The organism is Caballeronia sp. LZ024 (genome assembly GCF_031451455.1).
Taxonomy (GTDB): domain Bacteria; phylum Pseudomonadota; class Gammaproteobacteria; order Burkholderiales; family Burkholderiaceae; genus Caballeronia; species Caballeronia telluris.
Genome location: NZ_JARUXL010000001.1, coordinates 861274 through 880005 on the forward strand (window position 1 = coordinate 861274; position 18732 = coordinate 880005).

General features: G+C 66.0%; 17 protein-coding genes. 3 read left to right on the forward strand and 14 right to left on the reverse strand.

Features of this window, described 5'->3' with window-relative positions; genetic code table 11:
* Window positions 1-2: 2 nt before the first annotated feature.
* Complete coding sequence (locus QCE48_RS03865; RefSeq protein ID WP_309786002.1) at window positions 3-1007, reverse strand: asparaginase; 1005 nt, start codon at window positions 1005-1007, stop codon at window positions 3-5.
* Complete coding sequence (locus tag QCE48_RS03870; protein ID WP_309786001.1) at window positions 1004-2617, reverse strand: UbiD family decarboxylase; 1614 nt, start codon at window positions 2615-2617, stop codon at window positions 1004-1006. The genes QCE48_RS03865 and QCE48_RS03870 overlap by 4 nt, the downstream gene beginning before the upstream one ends.
* Before the next feature lie 553 nt (window positions 2618-3170).
* On the opposite strand from QCE48_RS03870, the gene QCE48_RS03875 reads away from it, so the two are divergent.
* The gene (locus QCE48_RS03875; RefSeq protein ID WP_309786000.1) at window positions 3171-4373 is read left to right on the forward strand and encodes a lytic transglycosylase domain-containing protein; all 1203 of its coding nucleotides are present in this window, start codon (window positions 3171-3173) and stop codon (window positions 4371-4373) included.
* A gap of 76 nt (window positions 4374-4449) precedes the next feature.
* Here QCE48_RS03875 and QCE48_RS03880 read toward each other — a convergent pair whose 3' ends face one another.
* From QCE48_RS03880 to ribBA, 4 genes are all read right to left on the reverse strand, one after another.
* Window positions 4450-5643 carry a pyridoxal phosphate-dependent aminotransferase gene (locus QCE48_RS03880; RefSeq protein ID WP_309785999.1) on the reverse strand — a complete coding sequence of 398 codons (1194 nt, stop codon included), beginning with the start codon at window positions 5641-5643 and terminating at the stop codon, window positions 4450-4452.
* Window positions 5644-5704: 61 nt separating this feature from the next.
* The gene (nusB, locus tag QCE48_RS03885; RefSeq protein WP_309785998.1) at window positions 5705-6139 is read right to left on the reverse strand and encodes a transcription antitermination factor NusB; all 435 of its coding nucleotides are present in this window, start codon (window positions 6137-6139) and stop codon (window positions 5705-5707) included.
* The gene (gene ribH / locus QCE48_RS03890) at window positions 6136-6645 is read right to left on the reverse strand and encodes a 6,7-dimethyl-8-ribityllumazine synthase (protein WP_309785997.1); all 510 of its coding nucleotides are present in this window, start codon (window positions 6643-6645) and stop codon (window positions 6136-6138) included. Before ribH ends, nusB begins: the two co-directional genes overlap by 4 nt.
* Window positions 6646-6692: 47 nt before the next feature.
* Window positions 6693-7850, reverse strand: a complete 1158-nt coding sequence (gene ribBA, locus QCE48_RS03895) for a bifunctional 3,4-dihydroxy-2-butanone-4-phosphate synthase/GTP cyclohydrolase II (RefSeq protein WP_309785996.1) — start codon at window positions 7848-7850, stop codon at window positions 6693-6695.
* A 185-nt stretch (window positions 7851-8035) separates the two neighbouring features.
* Here ribBA and QCE48_RS03900 point away from each other — a divergent pair, with 185 nt between their 5' ends.
* The gene (locus QCE48_RS03900) at window positions 8036-8260 is read left to right on the forward strand and encodes a hypothetical protein (RefSeq protein WP_309785994.1); all 225 of its coding nucleotides are present in this window, start codon (window positions 8036-8038) and stop codon (window positions 8258-8260) included.
* 11 nt (window positions 8261-8271) lie between these two features.
* Here the strand turns inward: QCE48_RS03900 and QCE48_RS03905 are convergent, their stop codons facing one another.
* The 4 genes from QCE48_RS03905 to QCE48_RS03920 all read right to left on the reverse strand — a co-directional run bounded on the left by QCE48_RS03905 (window position 8272) and on the right by QCE48_RS03920 (window position 11973).
* Complete coding sequence (locus QCE48_RS03905; protein WP_309785993.1) at window positions 8272-8907, reverse strand: riboflavin synthase; 636 nt, start codon at window positions 8905-8907, stop codon at window positions 8272-8274.
* A gap of 23 nt (window positions 8908-8930) precedes the next feature.
* The gene (gene ribD, locus QCE48_RS03910; protein WP_309785992.1) at window positions 8931-10043 is read right to left on the reverse strand and encodes a bifunctional diaminohydroxyphosphoribosylaminopyrimidine deaminase/5-amino-6-(5-phosphoribosylamino)uracil reductase RibD; all 1113 of its coding nucleotides are present in this window, start codon (window positions 10041-10043) and stop codon (window positions 8931-8933) included.
* A 19-nt stretch (window positions 10044-10062) separates the two neighbouring features.
* Complete coding sequence (gene hemL, locus QCE48_RS03915; RefSeq protein ID WP_087629056.1) at window positions 10063-11346, reverse strand: glutamate-1-semialdehyde 2,1-aminomutase; 1284 nt, start codon at window positions 11344-11346, stop codon at window positions 10063-10065.
* Window positions 11347-11457: 111 nt separating this feature from the next.
* Window positions 11458-11973 (reverse strand): hypothetical protein, encoded by a 516-nt coding sequence (locus tag QCE48_RS03920; protein ID WP_309785990.1) that lies wholly within the window; start codon window positions 11971-11973, stop codon window positions 11458-11460.
* Window positions 11974-12144: 171 nt separating this feature from the next.
* Here QCE48_RS03920 and QCE48_RS03925 point away from each other — a divergent pair, with 171 nt between their 5' ends.
* The gene (locus QCE48_RS03925) at window positions 12145-13359 is read left to right on the forward strand and encodes a Bcr/CflA family multidrug efflux MFS transporter (RefSeq protein WP_087629054.1); all 1215 of its coding nucleotides are present in this window, start codon (window positions 12145-12147) and stop codon (window positions 13357-13359) included.
* Window positions 13360-13368: 9 nt separating this feature from the next.
* On the opposite strand, the gene QCE48_RS03930 is transcribed toward QCE48_RS03925, so the two are convergent.
* The 4 genes from QCE48_RS03930 to QCE48_RS03945 all read right to left on the reverse strand — a co-directional run bounded on the left by QCE48_RS03930 (window position 13369) and on the right by QCE48_RS03945 (window position 18521).
* Window positions 13369-15483, reverse strand: coding sequence for a prolyl oligopeptidase family serine peptidase (locus QCE48_RS03930; protein WP_309785989.1), 2115 nt, complete (start codon window positions 15481-15483; stop codon window positions 13369-13371).
* Between the two features lie 141 nt (window positions 15484-15624).
* Window positions 15625-16743 (reverse strand): sn-glycerol-3-phosphate ABC transporter ATP-binding protein UgpC, encoded by a 1119-nt coding sequence (locus QCE48_RS03935; protein ID WP_309785988.1) that lies wholly within the window; start codon window positions 16741-16743, stop codon window positions 15625-15627.
* A 79-nt stretch (window positions 16744-16822) separates the two neighbouring features.
* A complete protein-coding gene (locus tag QCE48_RS03940) occupies window positions 16823-17668 on the reverse strand; it encodes a carbohydrate ABC transporter permease (RefSeq protein ID WP_087629051.1) in 846 nt (281 codons plus the stop codon).
* 1 nt (window position 17669) lies between these two features.
* On the reverse strand, window positions 17670-18521 hold the full coding sequence (locus tag QCE48_RS03945) for a sugar ABC transporter permease (protein ID WP_309788275.1): 852 nt from the start codon (window positions 18519-18521) through the stop codon (window positions 17670-17672).
* Window positions 18522-18732: the final 211 nt, after the last annotated feature.

Sequence of the window (18732 nt, forward strand, 5' to 3'; positions counted from 1 at the left end):
TGTTAGTGTGGTTCGAGCTGCAGCGATACGTCGAGCCGGCTGGTCACGATGCCCATCGTGTTGCGCATCGGCGGATGACGGAAGGCGTCGAGGCGGCGACGCTCGTCTTCCGCGCCGATGCCGAGTTGCGCGAGCACTTCCGCGACGATCGCGTAGAGCGCCGTCATGTTGCCGTCTTCCACCTTCACCGCGATGCCGAGCGCGCCTTGCGGCCGCCGCACGCCGATCGCATAGCTCGCATCCGCGCCGAGTTTGCCGACAAGCGCGCCGCCGAACGCCTGCATCAGCAGCGTGCAGAAGCGTCCTTCGCCCGCGACGAGTTCCGGATAGGTCGTCATCGCGCGGAAGATGCGCGCGAGCGGCGCGCCGTCCGTGGTGTCCGGCTTTGCATCGGCGAGCTTCATGTAGAGACGCGCGAGACGGTCGAGCGCAAAGGCGGGCGTCGGCAGATTGCAGCCGTCGATGGCCCATTGCACTTCGTCGTCGGCGAGATCGAGCACGCGCGCGACCGTGTGCTTCACGCGCACCTGCAGCGGATGGTCGGCCAGGTGATAGTCGGCGATGGTCGCGTCGATCGCCCGCGCGCCCGCGAGCATGCCCGCGTGTTTGCCGGAGCAGTTGCTGCACACGGGCGTCGGCGTGAAGTCGCGCCGGAGCCAGTTGCGGTAGACCGCGTCCGAGATCGGCGGATGGCCGCCGCAGCGCAGGTCGGCTTCGCTCGCGTGCGCCTTGCCGAGCATCACGCGCGCCCGTTCGATGTGCCGCTCCTCGCTGCTGTGCGACGCGCACATCAGCGCGAGGTCGGCGTCGTCGAAGGCGAAGCGTTCGAGCGCGCCGGTTTCCAGCACCGCGAGCGCCTGCGCCGGTTTTGCCGCCGAGCGCGCGAGCGTCATCCGGTGCGGATCGCCGAACGAATAGAGCAGCCGGCCTTCGGCATCGACGACCGCGACGTGCGCGTCGTGTGTGTTCTCGATCGCGTCGCCGCGATACACGGTGGCTGCTTTCATGGGCGCTTCCCGAGTCCGATTTCATCCCACAAGGTATCGACGCGCCGTTTCACCGCTTCGTCCATCTGAATCGGCCGGCCCCATTCGCGGTTCGTCTCGCCGGGCCATTTGTTGGTCGCGTCGAGCCCCATTTTCGAGCCGAGCCCCGCCACCGGCGAAGCGAAATCGAGATAGTCGATCGGCGTATTGTCGACGAGCACGGTATCGCGCGTCGGGTCGATGCGCGTCGTGATCGCCCAGATGACTTCCTTCCAGTCGCGGATGTTCACGTCGTCGTCCACCACGACGATGAACTTCGTGTACATGAACTGGCGCAGGAAGCTCCAGACGCCGAACATCACGCGCTTCGCGTGTCCCGGATAGCTCTTCTTGATCTGCACGATCGCCATCCGGTAGCTGCATCCTTCGGGCGGCAGATAGAAGTCGGTGATCTCGGCGAACTGCTTCTGCAAAAGCGGCACGAACACTTCGTTCAGCGCGACGCCGAGCACGGCGGGTTCGTCGGGCGGCTTGCCGGTGTAGGTCGAATGGTAGATGGCGTCGCGGCGCATCGTGATCTTCTCTACGGTGAAGACCGGAAACCACTCCTGCTCGTTGTAATAGCCTGTGTGATCGCCATACGGGCCTTCGAGCGCGTGTTCGTATTTCGCCGACGCGCCCTTCGACGGCCGCGGCGGCGCGCCTGCCGGCGCCGATTGCGACACCGCTTCGGGCGCGCTTTCCTGCGGATAAATGAAGCCTTCGAGCACGATTTCCGCGCGCGCGGGCACCTGAAGCGTGTCGACGCCCGGCGTCAGGCATTTCGCGAGTTCGGTTCGCGCGCCGCGCAGCAAACCGGCGAACTGATATTCCGACAACGTGTCCGGCACCGGCGTCACCGCGCCGAGGATCGTGGCAGGATCGGCACCGAGCACGACCGCCACCGGATACGGCTTGCCCGGATTGGCGAGCGCAAATTCGCGAAAGTCGAGTGCGCCGCCACGATGTGCGAGCCAGCGCATGATGAGCTTGTTGCGCCCGATCAGTTGTTGCCGGTAGATGCCGAGATTCTGCCGCGTCTTGTTCGGTCCACGCGTGACGGTGAGCCCCCAGGTAACGAGCGGACCGGCATCGCCCGGCCAGCAGGTCTGGATGGGCAGCCTCGCCAGATCGACGTCGTCGCCTTCCCACACGATTTCCTGGCAAGGCGGCGAACTCACGGTTTTCGGCGCCATGTCCCACACGGCCTTCGCGAGCGACAGCAGCTTGCCCGCGTCCTTGAGTCCCTTCGGCGGCTCGGGTTCTTTCAGCGCCGAGAGCAGCCGCCCGACATCGCGCAACGATTCGAGCGCGGAGGTGTCGGAGAGCAGGCTCGGATCGCCGCCCGTTGCCGCATCCGTTTCGATGCCCATGCCGAGCGCGACGCGCCGTGGCGTGCCGAACAGATTGGCGAGCACGGGAACCGAGTGACCGGTCGGCGATTCGAAGAGCAGGGCGGGGCCCCCCGAGCGCAGGACGCGGTCGGACAGTTCGGTCATTTCCAGCACGGGGGAAACAGGCTGCCTGATGCGGCGCAGTTCGCCGAGGCCTTCGAGGCGGGCGGTGAAGTCGCGCAGGTCTTTATATTTCATCGAGGATCGGGGAGGAATGCGCTGCGCGCGAATCGATTGTCGATTTTACCTGCGATGCTGTAAGTGCGTTTGCGGACATTCAGTAGTTTCCTACGGAAATGCTCGCAAAATCGGTTGTCTGACCAACTAAACGCCGTTCATTATAACTGTAAGTAATTGAAACAGCCGTCTATAGCATTGACGGATCATGTAACCCTGCCTAGAATCGCTCAACATCACAAGGTGCCTTTGCAACTTTTTACCTTTCCTCAGAACTTTTTTGAGGTGCAGGGAATCTGCGACACCCGGAAAGCGTGTCGCGGTTCGTAGCTGATTGTTCTTGCCGGCGCTCTTCTCCGCCGGTTTTTCGCGTGGAAGCCTTCTGCGCCCCGGCATGCGGTTCGTGCCGTTCGCACCCGGAAACGAAATGTTCCGGACCGGCTTCCCAGACGGCTCATGCCGTTTTCCCGATGCCGCTCCTGCTTGCCAAGAGGCGAGCGGTGTCTGATTTGCGCTTTTGAATGCCGTTCCATTGGTATTAATCAGCGGAAATCAATGCAACATGGGAGCACCAATGAACGCTTGGTTGCCGTGGCGTCCCGACACACGCATCGCGCAGAGACTGCGCGTCGCCGTGCGTCGCGGGACCCGCATGAGTCACTATCTATTCAGTCTGGTCGGCTGCGCGGCCGTATTGACCGCGCTCGCGCTCTGGCTCCTTCCCTCGTGGCGCGGAACGTTCGCCGCACGGATCATGCCGATGGTGTCCGCCGCCGTGCAGGCCGGTCCCGCGCGTCTGCTCGCGGGCCAGCCGCTGCCGCCGTTCGCGGGCGGACGCCGTCCCGAACTGGAAGCCGCCCAGGCCGCCCGAGTGGCGCAAGCCGCGCAGGCTCAGGCGCTGCCGTCGTCGCTTGCCATGGCTTCGCCGTCATCGGCCGCCGCGCCCTCGCTCGGCGCCGCAGCCGCCGACGACGACAGCACCCGCCAGCTCACGGGCGGCATCAGCCTTGCCGTGTCGCCGAACGGGCTCGATCCGCGCACCTTGCCGACGGTCGCGATGCTCGCGAACGCGATTCCGGCGCAACGCGTCGTCGCCGATGCGCGCGATGATCGCGTGCTGATCTCGACGCGCGAGCAAAAGCTCGTCGCGACCTTCATCGCGCGGCGGTATCGCGTGGCGCAGGAGCCGGTCAGCGAGCTCGTGCGGGCCGCGTTCGATACCGGCCGCGAAGTCGGTCTCGATCCGCTCCTGCTGCTGTCGGTGATGGCGATCGAATCCGGCTTCAACCCGTATGCGGAAAGCGGCGTCGGCGCGCAGGGCCTGATGCAGGTGATGTCGAAGGTCCACTCCGACAAGTTCGAATACTTCGGCGGTTCGCATGCGGCGCTCGATCCGCTCGCGAACATCAAGGTCGGCGCGCTGGTGCTGAAGGACTGCATCGCGCGCGGCGGCTCGGTGGCGGGCGGTTTGCGCTACTACGTCGGCTCGACGACGCAGGACGACGGCGGCTACGGCGCCAAGGTGCTGGCCGAGCGCACGCGTCTGCGCGATGTCGCGCGCGGCCGCAACGTGCCGATCAACGCGCCGCAGGCGCCGGCGCAGAAGCAGGTGCTGGCTTCGGCTTCGCCTTCGACCGATACGAACAAGCGCGTGCACGCGACGCTCGACGGCGCGAAGCCGATCACGGCGCCGAAGCCGGACGCGTCGTCGCACGACCAGGACGACGCCGACAGCGATGCGCCGAAGCATGTGGCATCGGCGGAGTTCGGCGCTTAATCCGAAGGAAGCGTTGGCTGGAATGCAAAAAGGCACCGGGAGGTGCCTTTTCTATTTCCCGCAGACGATAAACGCTTCAGTGCCCGAACAGCTTTGCCAGTCGCTCGACCGCTTCTTCGAGCTTCGGATACGCCGTTGCATAGGAAAGCCGCAGATACTGGTTCGGCGCGTGAAAGCCGAAGTCCGCGCCGGGCACGAGCACGACGCCCGCGTCGTGCAGCATCGAGTGGGTGAGGGCGTCGCTGTCGCCGGCGGCCGGGTGCGCGACGCCGCGCGTGTCGGCGTAGACGTAGAACGCGCCGTCCGGCACGACGGGCACGCCGAAGCCGAGCGAACCCAGCGCGGGCACGATGAAGTCGCGGCGGCGTTTGAATTCCAGGCGCCGCGCTTCGTAGATCGCGAGCGTTTCCGGTTCGAAGCACGCGAGCGCGGCATATTGCGCGAGCGCCGACGGGCAGATGAAGAGGTTTTGCGAGAGCTTCTCCATGGCGCCGATCATCGCGGGCGGCACGACGAGCCAGCCGAGCCGCCAGCCGGTCATGCTGAAATACTTCGAAAAGCTGTTGACGGTGACGACGTCGTCGCCGAACGAGAGCGCGGACACCGGCTTCGCGTCGTAGCTCAAGCCCTGATAAATCTCGTCGACGATCGTGAAGCCGCCCTTTGCACGCACCGACTCGACGATGCGACGCAGTTCCGCAGGCTCGATCGACGTGCCGGTCGGATTCGACGGCGACGCGAGCAGCACGCCGCGCGTGTGCTCGCCCCAGTGTGCATCGACGTGTTCGGCGGTCAGCTGGAAGCGCTCGGCCGGACCGCTCGGAATCAGCACCGGCTTGCCATCGGCGGCCGCGACGAAATGGCGGTTGCACGGATAGCACGGGTCGGGCATCAGTACTTCGTCGCCGTGATCGACGAGCGCCATGCACGCAAGCAGGAGCGCCGCCGACGCGCCTGCCGTCACCACGATCCGCGCGGGATCGATCTCGAGCCCGAACGCATCGCGATAATGCCGCGCGATCGCCTCGCGCAGCGGCGCGATGCCGAGCGCGTTCGTGTACTGCGTGACGCCGCGCGCGAGCGCATCGGAGGCGGCGCGGATCACCGGTTCGGGCGCCGTGAAATCCGGCTCGCCGATGCCCATGTGGATGATGTCGCGCCCGAGGCTTTCCAGCACCTGCGCTTCCTTCATCAGCTCCATCACGTAGAACGGCTCGATCGCGTCGACGCGCGCGGCCAGCCGGACGAGCGGTTCGGAAAGGGTATTCATCTTCGGAGATCCAGTCGGGACGGGCGGCGCGCGGTGGTCTTCATGCGCCGCCCCTTCGCGTTCAGCCGCGGCCGCGGCCCTGCGCTTCGGCCGGGCGCAGTTGCACGGCGAGCTTGTCGAGCACGCCGTTCACGTACTTATAGCCGTCCGAGCCGCCGAACGTCTTCGTCAGTTCGACCGCTTCGTTGATGACCACGCGGTACGGAATGTCGACGTGATGCGTGAATTCGAACGCGGCGACGAGCAGCACCGCGCGCTCCACCGGCGAAAGCTGCTCGACCGGCCGGTCAAGGCACGGCTGCAATTGCGCCGACAACGCGTCGGCTTCCTTGATCACGCCGCGCAGGATCGCGTCGAGGTGATCGTGATCGGCCTTGTCGAAGCCTTGCGCGTTGCGCAATTGCGCGTCGATCTCACTGGCGGACGCACCCGACAGCAGCCACTGGTAAAGCCCTTGCGTCGCGAGTTCACGCGAGCGGCGTCGAGCGCTCTTCATGTGCGGTCCTCGTCTTCTTCGTCTTCGTCTTCATCGTCGCCGCCGAGCTGTTCCAGCGCGATCGACAGGTTCGCCATTTCCACCGCGACGCGTGCCGCGTCACGGCCTTTTTCCGTCATGCGCGCGACGGCCTGCTCGTCATTTTCGGTCGTGAGGACGGCGTTCGCGACCGGCGTGCCGAAGTCGAGCGCAATGCGCGAAATGCCCGCGCCGCTTTCGTTCGACACGAGTTCGAAGTGATACGTCTCGCCGCGCACGACGGCACCGAGCGCGATCAGCGCGTCGAACTGGCCCGATTCCGCGAGCTTTTGCAGCGCGAGCGGAATTTCGAGCGCGCCCGGCACGGTGACGAGCAGCACGTCCTGGCCGATCACGCCGAGGCGCTCCAGCTCTTCGATGCACGCGTCGGCGAGGCCGTTGCACACCGGTTCGTTGAAGCGCGACTGCACGATGCCGATGCGCAGGCCGTCACCGTCGAGGTTCGGCTGATATTGTCCGATTTCCATTGATTGATTCCGTTATTTGAGTGTGTGGTGGTTGTGCCGCGGACCTCTCAGGCCGAGCGCAGGTGGGTGACACCGGCATCGGACGGCGTGGCGGGGCAGCCCGGCATCGGAATGAAGCCGGTCACTTCGAGCCCGTAGCCGGACATGCTGCCGAGCTTGCGCGGATTCGACAGCACCTGCATCTTCCCGACGCCCAATTCGCGCAGGATCTGCGCGCCGATGCCGTAGGTCTTGAAATCGACCGGGCGGCGCTTTAGCTGATCCGCCTTGTCCTTGCGGTCGAACGCCTGGAACACGTCGATCAGGTGCTCCTTCGAGTCATGACAGTTCAGCAGCACGATCGCGCCCAGATCGCGCGCGGCGATTTCCTTCATCGCGGCGTCGAGCGTCCAGGAGTGCGTGGACGAATCGATTTCCAGCAGATCGAGCACCGAGAGCGGCTCGTGCACGCGCACCGGCGTTTCACGCTCCGGCGTCGGCGTGCCCTTCACGAGCGCGATATGCGGCGAACCGCTCGGCTGGTCGCGATACAGCACGGCACGAAAGGCGCCGTGAGCCGTCTGCATCGTGCGCTCGGCAACGCGCTCGACGATCGATTCGGTGCGACTGCGGTAGTGGATCAGATCGGCGATCGTGCCGATCTTCAGGCCGTGCTGCGTGCCGAACTCGATCAGGTCGGGCAGGCGTGCCATTTCGCCGTCGTCCTTGATGATTTCGCAGATCACCGCGGCCGGCGTGAGGCCGGCGAGCGCGGTGAAATCGCAGCCCGCTTCCGTGTGCCCGGCGCGCATGAGCACGCCGCCCGGCTGCGCCTGGATCGGGAACACGTGGCCCGGCTGGACGATGTGCTCGGCGCGCGCGTCGTGCGCGACGGCGGCGGCGATCGTGCGGGCGCGGTCGGCGGCGGAAATGCCGGTGGTCACGCCTTCGGCGGCTTCGATGCTGACCGTGAACGCCGTTCCGTACTGCGTGCCGTTGCGATGGGTCATCGGCGGCAGGTTCAGCAGGCGGCAGCGTTCCTGCGTGAGCGTGAGGCAGATCAGGCCGCGGCCGTAGCGCGCCATGAAGTTGATCGCCTCGGGCGTGACGAATTCGGCGGCGATGACGAGGTCGCCCTCGTTCTCGCGGTCTTCTTCGTCGACGAGGATCACCATACGGCCGGCTTTCAGTTCAGCGATGATCTCGAGGGTAGAGGCGAGCGACATGGTGACGTCCGATGCGGGAAAGGCCGTATTTTACGCCACCGCCGATGGTCGGGCGGCAATCGATTTGCAAGGCGTGCGCAGCGGGCGTATGCCCTTCGGACGAATGGCGTGCCATTCGTCGCCGGATGATACTGAGGGCAGCAATCGAGGGGGGCGCGTTGCCGAACCTGGAGCGCTTTCCCGGAATGGGCCGGCCGTTTTTCGGTGCGAAGCTGGAGTCGATCGACGCCCTCCTGATTTGCGAGCGGCTGGCGAAGATTCCGCCCGAAAACGGTATCGCCCGCGAGTATCCGCTGGACGACTGTCTGATTGTGTACGTTCATGCGGCCGACGCGGTGCATCTCGTGCCGGTTCGCCACATGAAGCAGTTGTCCTTCGACTTCGAACACCTATGGCTTGGCGGCCGCTAACGCGAAACGGTTCAGCGCGCGCCGTCGCTCCCCGTCCCCGATACGCTCAGAATCCGCTCGACATACCGCGCGATCAGATCGATTTCCAGATTCACCTTCGATCCCGCCGCGAGCGCGTTGAGCGTCGTCACTTCGACGGTGTGCGGGATCAGGTTGATCGAGAACTCGCAGCCGTCCGGGCGGTCCGTCACCGAGTTGACCGTCAGGCTCACGCCGTTCACCGTGACCGATCCCTTGTAAGCCAGATACTTGCCGATGTCGCGCGAAGCTAGCACGCGCAGTTCGTGCGATTCGCCAACCCGCTCGAAACGCGTGACTTCCCCCAGCCCGTCGACGTGGCCCGATACGAGATGTCCGCCCAGCCGGTCGTGCGCGCGCAGCGCCTTCTCCAGATTGACGTCGCCGGGCGCGCCGAGACCCGCCGTCTTGTTCAGGCTTTCGCGCGAGACGTCGACGTCGAACGAATCCGCCGACTTTTCGATCACCGTCATGCACGCGCCCTGGATCGCAATGCTGTCGCCGAGTTCGACGTCCGCGAGACCGAGCCCGCCCGCGGCGACCGTTAGCCGCACGCCGGCTTCCGGTTCCGTACCGAGCGGCGTGATCTTTTCGATGCGGCCGACCGCCGCGACAATTCCGGTGAACATCGAGCTTCCTCGCGTATGTCGATTCAGAGTGAGGCGTGCGCTTCGACGAAGCGCGCCAGGATACGCAGATCGTCGCCGAGACGATCGATACGATGAAATTTCAGATGCGGCCGGGCGTCGAGCGTGGAGGGCGGCGCGAAATCGAACATGCCGGGCGCGTTGCCGAGCAGGCTCGGCGCGAGATAGACGAGCAGTTCGTCGACGCAGCCTTCGCGCAGCAGCGAGCCATTGAGCTTGTGCCCCGCCTCGACATGCAGTTCGTTGATGCCGCGATCGGCGAGCGCGGTCAGCATGGCGGGCAGATCGACCTTGCCATGCTCGTTCGTCAGTTCGACGAGATCGGCGCCGCGCTCGCGCAGCAAGGCCGCGCGGGACGGCTCGGCGGCGCCGCCGTGAAACACCCAGAGCGGCGCGCCTTCCAGAATCTTCGCGGTAAGCGGCACGTCGAGCCGGCTGTCGATCAGAACGCGCTGCGGCTGGCGCGGCGTATCGACGGCGCGCACGGTCAATTGCGGATCGTCTTCGCGCACCGTACCGATGCCCGTCAGGATCGCGCAGGCGCGCGCGCGCCACGCGTGGCCGTCGGCGCGCGCGTCTTCGCCCGTGATCCACTGGCTTTCGCCCGAGGGGAGGCCCGTGCGCCCGTCGAGCGTCGCCGCGACTTTCATGCGAACCCACGGCCGGCGGCGCGTCATGCGTGAGACGAATCCGATGTTCATCTCATACGCTTCGTTCGACAGCAGCCCGCAGCGCACGTCGATCCCCGCGTCGCGCAGCATCGTGAGGCCGCGTCCGGAGACGGAAGGGTTCGGGTCCTCCATCGCGGCGATCACTTTCTCGACATGCGCGTCGACGAGCGCTTGCGCGCATGGCGGCGTGCGGCCGAAATGGCTGCACGGCTCCAGCGTGACGTAAGCGGTCGCGCCGCGCGGGTCGTTGCCGCGCGCGCGGGCGTCTTTCAGCGCGCGGACTTCGGCGTGATCCTGGCCGGCCGGCTGCGTGAAGCCCGTGCCGATCACCTCGCCGTTCTTGACCAGCACGCAACCGACGCGCGGATTCGGCGTGGTCGTGTACATGCCGCGCGCGGCGAGCGCCAGCGCGCGTTCCATGTAGGTGAAATCGGTTTGGGAGAACATCGTCCGGGCGGCCTTCGCGTCAGGCCGCGAGCGCGGCGAACACGCGGCGCGCGGCGTCGAGCGTCGCGTCGATCACGGCGTCGTCGTGGGCGCTGGAGACGAAGCCCGCTTCATACGCCGACGGCGCGAAGTACACGCCTTCGTCCAGCATCGCGTGGAAGAACGCGTTGAAGCGCTTCGTGTCGCCTTGCGTGACTTCGGCGAAGCTCGCCGGCACCGTTTCCGCAAAGTACAGGCCGAACATGCCGCCGAGCGCATCGGCGGCGAACGGCACTTTCGCTTCCCGCGCGGCGGCGGTGAGGCCGTCGGTCAGGCGCTGCGTCTGCTTTGCCAACTGCGCGTGGAAGCCCGGCTTCTGGATCAGTTGCAGCGTCTTGAGGCCGGCCGCGACCGCGATCGGATTGCCGGAGAGCGTGCCCGCCTGATAGACGCCGCCCGTCGGCGCGAGATGCGCCATGATGTCGCGGCGTCCGCCGAATGCAGCCGCCGGCATGCCGCCGCCGATCACCTTGCCGAGGCACGTCAGGTCCGGCTTGATGCCGTAGAGTTCCTGCGCGCCGCCGAGCGCCACGCGAAAACCGCACATCACTTCGTCGAAGATCAGGACCGCGCCGTATTCGTTGCAGCGCGCCGAGAGCGCCTGCAGGAATTCGGGCGTCGCGCGCACGAGGTTCATGTTGCCCGCGACCGGCTCGACTATCACCGACGCGATTTCATTGCCGAACGCGGCGAACGCCTCGTTCAGCTGCTCGACGTTGTTGTATTCGAGGACGGTCGTGTGTTTCGCGATATCGGCCGGCACGCCCGCCGAGGTCGGATTGCCGAACGTGAGCAGCCCGGAGCCCGCCTTGACGAGCAGGCTGTCCGCGTGGCCGTGATAGCAGCCTTCAAACTTGACGATGCGGCTTCGGCCCGTGAAGCCGCGCGCGAGACGCAGCGCGCTCATCGTGGCCTCGGTGCCGCTCGACACCATGCGCACCTGTTCGATCGACGGCACCAGCTTGCAGATTTCCTCGGCGATCTCGATTTCGGCTTCGGTCGGCGCGCCGAACGAGAAGCCGTTGCCGAGCACGCGCTGGACGGCGTCCAGCACTTCCGGATGGACATGCCCGAGGATCATCGGGCCCCAGGAGCCGATGTAGTCGATATAGCGCTGGCCGTCGGCGTCCCAGAAATACGGGCCCTGCGCGCGCTCGATGAAACGCGGCGTTCCGCCGACCGAGCGGAACGCCCGCACCGGCGAATTGACGCCGCCGGGGATGGTCTGCTGGGCGCGATCGAAGAGAGCTTGATTCTTGGACATGGATGAAGGCCTGCGCTGAAAGTGAATGCTGAAGCCGGTAGAGCCGGGCACGACGCGAGGGCGTCGCGAATGCGTCGGCGAAGGGCCGGACGGCGGGCTCGACGGCGGAAATCAGGATGAAATTGTACCGGAGTCGTCCGGATCGGGCGGGGACGGCCGCGCAGCCACGACCGAAGACGGCGGCCGCGAGCGTCGGCCCGTGCGCTCCGTCCAGCGCTTTTCGAGCGCGCCTTCGGCCATCGGCTTGATGACCGTGCCCGAACTTTGCGCGTCCCACGTCTGCACGGAAAACGGATGAGCGCGCAACTCGTCGCGCGTGACGACCACGCGCTCGTGCGCATCGACGAGAAAGTCGTACACGAAGTCGATACACAGCCGGTAGCCGCGCTTCGTCGACGCGTCGGGCACTTCGTAAGGCGCGCGCGTCACGTAGCCCGACGCGAACACGCCCTTCGGCTCCGTCGCGACGCGATGCACGAACACGCGGTCGCCCGGCATCAGACTGCGCGACGTTCCGCAGCCCCACGCGTCGGTCACGGCTTCGCCAAGAGCGACGCGCCGTGCGAGCGCGGGCAACTCGGGCCACGGCCATTTCTTGGGGCTCCAGATCAGCAGAAAGGCGGTCATGCGCGCGCGTCGTCGTGAAAGGAAACGCAAAAGCTTACCGGATGAGGGGACGGAAGAGCGCAAACGCCTCGCGTACAATGATCTTTCGCTGGCCGGCTCGCGTTGCGTCCTGTCCCGTCACCGGACCGGCAACGCCAGTCCGCCGTTTTCGCCACACTCCCGTCGATTTCCATGTCCCACACCACGCGGCGCCGTCCCGACGCGCGTCTGATCCTGTTGCTCGGTGCGCTCGCCGCGTGCGGCCCGTTGTCGATCGACATGTATCTGCCGAGCCTGCCCTCGCTCGCGGCCGCCTTCGGGACCAGCGCGGCCGCCGCGCAAAGCACGCTGACGAGCTTCATGGCCGGCTTTTCGGTCGGCATGCTGCTGTACGGGCCGCTGTCCGACGCCTACGGCCGCCGGCCGGTCCTGCTCGGCGGCATCGCGCTCTATACGGTCGCGAGCATCGCGTGCGTGGCGGCGTTCTCCATCGATGCCCTGATTTTCGTGCGCTTCCTGCAGGCGCTCGGCGCGGGCGCGGCGTCGGTGCTGGCGCGCGCCATCGCCCGCGATGCGCACGAGCCCACCGACGCCGCGCGCGTCCTCTCGATGCTCTCCATCGTCACGTCGATCGGGCCGCTGCTCGCGCCGCTGATCGGCGGGCAGTTGCTGCTGCTCGGCGGCTGGCGTGTCGTCTTCGTGGCGCTGACGCTCTTCGGCGCGGTGTGCGCCGTGACCGCGTTCCTGCGCGTGCCGGAAACCTGGCCGCGCGAGAAGCGGGCAAGTTCGGCAGTCGGGCGCTCGTTCGCCGCTTACGGGCATCTGCTCGCAGATCCGGTCACCTGGGGCCACATGCTGTGCGGCGGCATGGCGTTCGCGTCGATGTTCGCGTACATCACGGCGACGCCCTTCGTCTATATCGACTACTTTCATGTCAAGCCGCAGCACTACGGGCTGCTGTTCGGGCTGAACATCGTCGGGATCATCGCGGGCAACGTGCTCAATACGCGGCTCGTCGGCCGGCTCGGCTCGCTGAAGATGATTTCCGCCGCCGCGTTCGTCAGCGTGGTCGCGGCGCTCGCAGTCGCGCTCGTGTGCCTGACGGGGTGGGGCGGCCTGTGGTCGATCGTCGTGTGTCTGTTCTTCGTGGTCGGCGTGGTGGGGCTTCTGTCCGCGAACTGCACAACCGATCTCATGCACCGCTATCCGCACAACGCGGGCGCGGCGGCGGCGCTTTTCGGCGCCGTTCAGCTCGCGCTCGGCGCGCTCGCGAGTCTCGCGGTCGGGCTCTTTCACGACGGCACGCCGAACGGCATGGGCATCGTGATCGGCGTCTCGGGTCTGCTCACTTTCGCCGGACGCACGCTCGTCCTGCGCTGGCATGGGAAGCCCGCGCGGACGATCTGACACGCGCCGTCAGGCCGATGCCGCTCCGATCGTCGTCTTCAGGAACGTGAACGCGGTCGCCTCGACGCGCGCGACGGCGTCCGGCTCGACGCCCGCGCCGTGACCGCCGTCGCGGTTCTCCAGATACCACACACGCTCATGGCCCAGTGCCTGCATCCGCGCCGTCATCTTGCGGGCGTGGCCGGGATGCACGCGGTCGTCCGTCGTCGATGACGTGAAGAGCGCCGGCGGATAGTGCGCCTCCGCCTTCACGTTCTGATACGGCGAATACGTCAACAGGAAGCGCAGGTCGGCGGCGTCGTCGGGATCGCCGTATTCGTCGATCCACGATGCGCCCTGCAACAGCAGATGAAAGCGCGACATGTCGAGGAGCGGCACCTCGGAGAGCACCGCGCCGAACAGCTCGGGCCGCTGGACCATGCATACGCCCGTGAGCAGTCCGCCGTTGCTGCCGCCGCGGATCGCGAGTTGCGTGGCCGTCGTCACGCCCGAGTCGATCAGCGCCTCGGCCACTGCGATGAAATCGTCGAAGGAGACCTGGCGCTTCTCGCGCTGCGCCGCCTGATGCCAGAGCGGCCCGAACTCGCCGCCGCCGCGGATGTTGGCGATCGCGAGCACGCCGCCTTCTTCGAGCCACGCCATGCCGGTGGTGGCGTCGTAGTGCGGATCGAGCGCGACTTCGAAGCCGCCGTAGCCGTAGAGCAGGCACGGCGCCGCTTTGCCCGCGAGATTCGCCTCGCGGCCGATCAGCCAGTAGGGAATCTCGACGCCGTCGGGCGCGATCGCGTGACGGCGCACGGCGGTGAGCCCGCTTGCGTCGAACTGAGCGGGAAGCCGCGCGAGCAGCGTCCACGGATCGTCGCTGGCGAGATCGGCGTAAAAGAGCGACGGCGGCGTGAGAAAGTGCTCGACGTGGATGAGCACGGTGTCGTCGCGTTCGGAATCGATCGAATCGACATACGACTGGCTCGCGGCCGGCAACGCGAAATCGCGCTTTTGCCAGGGCGCGGCGTGATCCGCGGGCGGCTGCCAGAGCGTGACGCGCGGCGCGCCGTCGTCCATCTGCGAGGCGATCAGCCAGTGCTTCGTGAAGTCGATATCGGCGAGCACGCTGCGTCCCGACGGCTCGAAGAGCGTCGTGAAATCCCGTGCGCCCGCGAGAAACGCATCGCGCCGGATCACGAGCAGCGAGCCGCTCGCGTAACGCGCGCGGCCCACGCGCCAGTCTTCGCGCGGCGTGACGAAGAACCAGCCGTTCCAGTGCTCGATTTCCGCATCGAGCGGCACGTCGTACTGGCGCCATTCGTTCGCCGTTTCGTCGAGCCAGAAATGCATCGTTTCGTAGAACGTCACCGCGCGCGACGCGAGATGCAGCTTTTCGAGCGCATCGTAGTCCGCGCCCGCCGACACATCGCGGCGCTTGCCTTCGAACACGACGGGCGCCTCGGCGAGCGGCGTGCCGCGCGACCAGCGACGCGCCTCGCGCGGAAAACCGGAGGTGGTGAGCGCGGGCTTCTTGCTGTGCGCGCTATCGTCCCAGCCGACGTACACGGTGTTGCGGTCGATCCACGAGATGCCGTGCTTGCCGACGTCGGCCAACTCGAAGCCGCCTTCGACGAAGCTGCGCGATTCGACATCGAACTCCCGCACGATGCACGCGTCCGAGCCGCCCGGCGACAGGCTGACGAGCGCGCGATCCCAGGTGGGATAGAGCATGTCGAAGTCGTGCAGCGCCCAGCGGGTGTCGTCGTCGGTGCGGGCGTTGAGCTCGAGCGCATCGACGTCGAGCACCGTCTGCCAGTCCGGCTTGCCGGCGAGCCATGCGCGCCACGGCGTGCGGCGCACGATGCCGAGCGGATGTTCGTCGTCCTGCCAGGTGTTGTAGCCCCAGTCGCCGTAGCGCGAGCACGCGACGATGCGGTCCTTCGACGTGTACGCCTTCGCGAGCCGTTCGGTCAGCGCGTCGGCGGCGGGGGTGCTGCCGAACGCTTTAGCCGTGCGCGCGTTCTGCGCGCCGACCCAGGCGTCGACTGACGAGTTGTCGAGCGCTTCGAGCGCGAGGAAGGGATCGGCGTCGTTGGACGGCGTGAAGACCAGCTCGGGATGCGAGGACAAAAAACTCATTTCGACGAAGAACCTTGTGAAGCGCCGCGCGGATGTGGGGCGGCAATCCGTCGATTATGCCCGGTGCGAGGAAACGCTCCGGCAAAGAAAAAGCCGCGTCGATGCGCGGCTTCGTCTGCAACGGATGAATCCCGGCAACCCTCAGGCCAACCGCTCTTCCGTCTTCGGATCGAACAACACCGCCTTCGACACATCGAACAACAGCGTCGTGTTCGTGAGCGGCTGCGGGTTCGACGCCGGGTGCACGCGACTCACGATGCGCTTGCCGTTCACCTGCGCGAACACGAGCGTGTCCGGCCCGGTCGGCTCGATCACATCCACGCGCACTTCCACCGGCTGCAGCCGCGCGTCGTCGACATCGTGCGCGCTACGCGCATCCGTGATGCGCTCCGGGCGCAGCCCGAGCACGACTTCCTGACCGACCTTGCCGCGCAGCTTCGCCGCGTCGAACGGCAGGTTCAGCACCTTGCGGCCGAGACCCGTATCGAGTTCCAGACCGACGCCCGCGCCCGCATCGACGAGCTTGCCCGCGATGAAGTTCATCGGCGGCGCGCCGATGAAGCCCGCGACGAACAGGTTCGACGGCGAATCGTAGATGTCCTGCGGTGCGCCGAACTGCTGCACGACGCCGTCCTTCATCACCGCGATGCGGTCGCCGAGCGTCATCGCTTCGATCTGGTCGTGCGTCACGTAGACGATCGTCGTTCCCAGGCGCTGATGCAAAAGCTTGATTTCCGAACGCATTTCGATGCGCAGCTTCGCGTCGAGGTTCGACAGCGGTTCGTCGAACAGGAACATCACCGGATCGCGGGCGAGCGCGCGGCCCATCGCGACGCGCTGGCGCTGGCCGCCCGAGAGCTGGCCCGGCTTGCGGTCGAGCAGATGCTGGATCTGCAGCGTGTCCGACACCCGGTCGACGATCTTCTTCTGCTCGTCCTTCGGCACCTTGCGGATGTTGAGACCGAACGAGATGTTCTCGCGCACGCTCATCGACGGGTAGAGCGCGTAGGACTGGAACACCATCGCGATGTCGCGGTCTTTCGGCGAAAGGTTGTTCACCGTCTGGCCGCCGATCATGATGTCGCCCTTCGTGACGGTCTCGAGGCCGGCGATCATGTTGAGCAGCGTGGACTTGCCGCAGCCCGAGCCGCCGACGAGGATCAGGAACTGACCGTCCTCGATGTCGATGTTGACGCCCTTGAGAACCGGCACCCCGTTCGGGTAGGTCTTGTACACGTCACGGATGGAAAGGCTTGCCATTGTGAATCCTCTGTTGTCTCTTGCTGCTCGTTTGTCTTTGCCGCGGGCGCGCCGTCAAAGGCGCCGCCCGCCTGAATAATCAGCCCTTCACCGCGCCCGCCGTCAGGCCGCGCACGAAATAGCGGCCGGCGATCATGTAGACGAGCAGTGTCGGCAGCGCCGCGATGATCGCGCCCGCCATGTCGACGTTGTATTCCTTCACGCCCGTCGACGTATTCACGAGGTTGTTCAGGGCGACGGTGATCGGCATCGAATCGACGCCGGAGAACACGATCCCGAACAGGAAGTCGTTCCAGATCTGCGTGAACTGCCAGATCAGGCAGACCATGAAGATCGGCAGCGACACGGGCAGCAAAATCTTCGTGAAGATCGTGAAGAAACCCGCGCCGTCGATGCGCGCCGCCTTCACCAGTTCGGCGGGGATGCTCACGTAGAAGTTGCGGAAGAACATCGTCGTGAACGCGATGCCGTACACGACGTGCACGAGCACGAGCCCCGTCACCGTGTTCGACAGGCCGAAGATGCCCTGCAAGCGCGCCATCGGCAAAAGGATGGCCTGGAACGGGATGAAGCAGCCGACCAGCATCATCGTGAAGAGCGCGTCCGCGCCGCGAAAGCGCCAGTGCGTGAGCACGTAGCCGTTGAACGCGCCGATGATCGACGAGAGCAGCACGGCCGGGATCACCATCTTCACCGAGTTCATGAAGAACGGCTGCATGCCGTCGCAGCGCACGCCGGTGCACGCTTCCTGCCACGCCTTCACCCACGGCGCGAAGGTCCAGTGCGTGGGCGGCGTGAGCAGATTGCCGGTGCGCAACTGGTCGAGGTCCTTGAACGACGTCGACACCATCACGTAGATCGGGAACAGGAAGTAGAGCGCGAAGAGGATCAGCGCCGCGTAAATGACGGCGCGACTTATCGTCATGTTAGGCATTGCGGGTGCTCCTCGATTCGAGATACATCAGCGGCACGAGCACCGCGACGACGGTCGCGAGCATCATCATCGACGACGCGGCGCCGACGCCCAGTTGCCCGCGGTTGAACGAAAACGTGTACATGAACATCGCCGGCAGCGAGGACGACGTGCCCGGACCGCCCGCCGTCAGCGCGACGACGAGATCGAACGTCTTGATCGTGATATGGCAGAGAATCAGGAGCACGGAGAAGAACACCGGCCGCATGCTCGGAATCACGATCTTGCGGTAGATGGTGGGCAGCCCGGCGCCGTCCATCTGCGCGGCCTTGAAGATTTCCGCGTCCACGCCGCGCAGGCCGGCGAGGAAAAGCGCCATCACGAAGCCGGTCGACTGCCACACCGCCGCGATCACGACGCAGAAGATCGCCTTGTCGGGATTGCCGAGCCAGTCGAACGAGAAGCTCGTCCAGCCCCAGTCGTGCAGCACTTTCTCGAGGCCGAGACCCGGATTCAGGATCCACTGCCACGCGGTGCCGGTCACGATGAACGACAGTGCCATCGGATACAGGAAGATGGCGCGCAGCGCGCCTTCGTTGCGGATCTTCTGGTCGAGCAGGATGGCGAGGAAGAGGCCGAGGCCGACGCAGATCGCGATGAACGGAACGCCGAACCAGCCGAGGTTCGCGGCGGAAGTCCACCAGACGTCGTTGTCGAACAGCTGGCGATAGCGGTCGAGGCCGGAGAATTCATAGCGCGGCATCAGTCGCGAATTCGTGAGCGACAGATAACCGGTAATCATGATGAAGCCGTACACGAAGACGAGCGCGATCAGCACGCTCGGCGCGAGGACGAGCTTCGGAATCCATTTATCGGCAAGCGCCGCCGACGCGGACGCGCGGCGGGGCGGGTTTTGCGGGTTCTTGTCCGCGGTACCGCTGAGGGAGGCAGCCACAACTCGACTCCTGGAAAACGGGCCGGCGTTCTAGCCGTGAGCGCGGCCAAGCGGCCGCTACGCGGTGTCACGCCAGCACATGATGCGACGGTTTTGTTGCTACTTTCAAAGCGGGCGCCCT

Bases quoted from the DNA above. Each gene is read 5' to 3' on its own strand.
- QCE48_RS03880 (WP_309785999.1), bottom strand. From the start codon at position 5,643: ATGAATACCCTTTCCGAACCGCTCGTCCGGCTGGCCGCGCGCGTCGAC.
- QCE48_RS03875 (WP_309786000.1), top strand. From the start codon at position 3,171: ATGAACGCTTGGTTGCCGTGGCGTCCCGACACACGCATCGCGCAGAGA.
- QCE48_RS03865 (WP_309786002.1), bottom strand. From the start codon at position 1,007: ATGAAAGCAGCCACCGTGTATCGCGGCGACGCGATCGAGAACACACAC.
- ribH (WP_309785997.1), bottom strand. From the start codon at position 6,645: ATGGAAATCGGACAATATCAGCCGAACCTCGACGGTGACGGCCTGCGC.
- ribBA (WP_309785996.1), bottom strand. From the start codon at position 7,850: ATGTCGCTCGCCTCTACCCTCGAGATCATCGCTGAACTGAAAGCCGGC.
- QCE48_RS03920 (WP_309785990.1), bottom strand. From the start codon at position 11,973: ATGACCGCCTTTCTGCTGATCTGGAGCCCCAAGAAATGGCCGTGGCCC.
- QCE48_RS03905 (WP_309785993.1), bottom strand. From the start codon at position 8,907: ATGTTCACCGGAATTGTCGCGGCGGTCGGCCGCATCGAAAAGATCACG.
- QCE48_RS03870 (WP_309786001.1), bottom strand. From the start codon at position 2,617: ATGAAATATAAAGACCTGCGCGACTTCACCGCCCGCCTCGAAGGCCTC.
- QCE48_RS03930 (WP_309785989.1), bottom strand. From the start codon at position 15,483: ATGAGTTTTTTGTCCTCGCATCCCGAGCTGGTCTTCACGCCGTCCAAC.
- QCE48_RS03940 (WP_087629051.1), bottom strand. From the start codon at position 17,668: ATGACGATAAGTCGCGCCGTCATTTACGCGGCGCTGATCCTCTTCGCG.
- ribD (WP_309785992.1), bottom strand. From the start codon at position 10,043: ATGTTCTCCCAAACCGATTTCACCTACATGGAACGCGCGCTGGCGCTC.
- nusB (WP_309785998.1), bottom strand. From the start codon at position 6,139: ATGAAGAGCGCTCGACGCCGCTCGCGTGAACTCGCGACGCAAGGGCTT.
- QCE48_RS03925 (WP_087629054.1), top strand. From the start codon at position 12,145: ATGTCCCACACCACGCGGCGCCGTCCCGACGCGCGTCTGATCCTGTTG.
- QCE48_RS03935 (WP_309785988.1), bottom strand. From the start codon at position 16,743: ATGGCAAGCCTTTCCATCCGTGACGTGTACAAGACCTACCCGAACGGG.
- QCE48_RS03900 (WP_309785994.1), top strand. From the start codon at position 8,036: ATGGGCCGGCCGTTTTTCGGTGCGAAGCTGGAGTCGATCGACGCCCTC.
- hemL (WP_087629056.1), bottom strand. From the start codon at position 11,346: ATGTCCAAGAATCAAGCTCTCTTCGATCGCGCCCAGCAGACCATCCCC.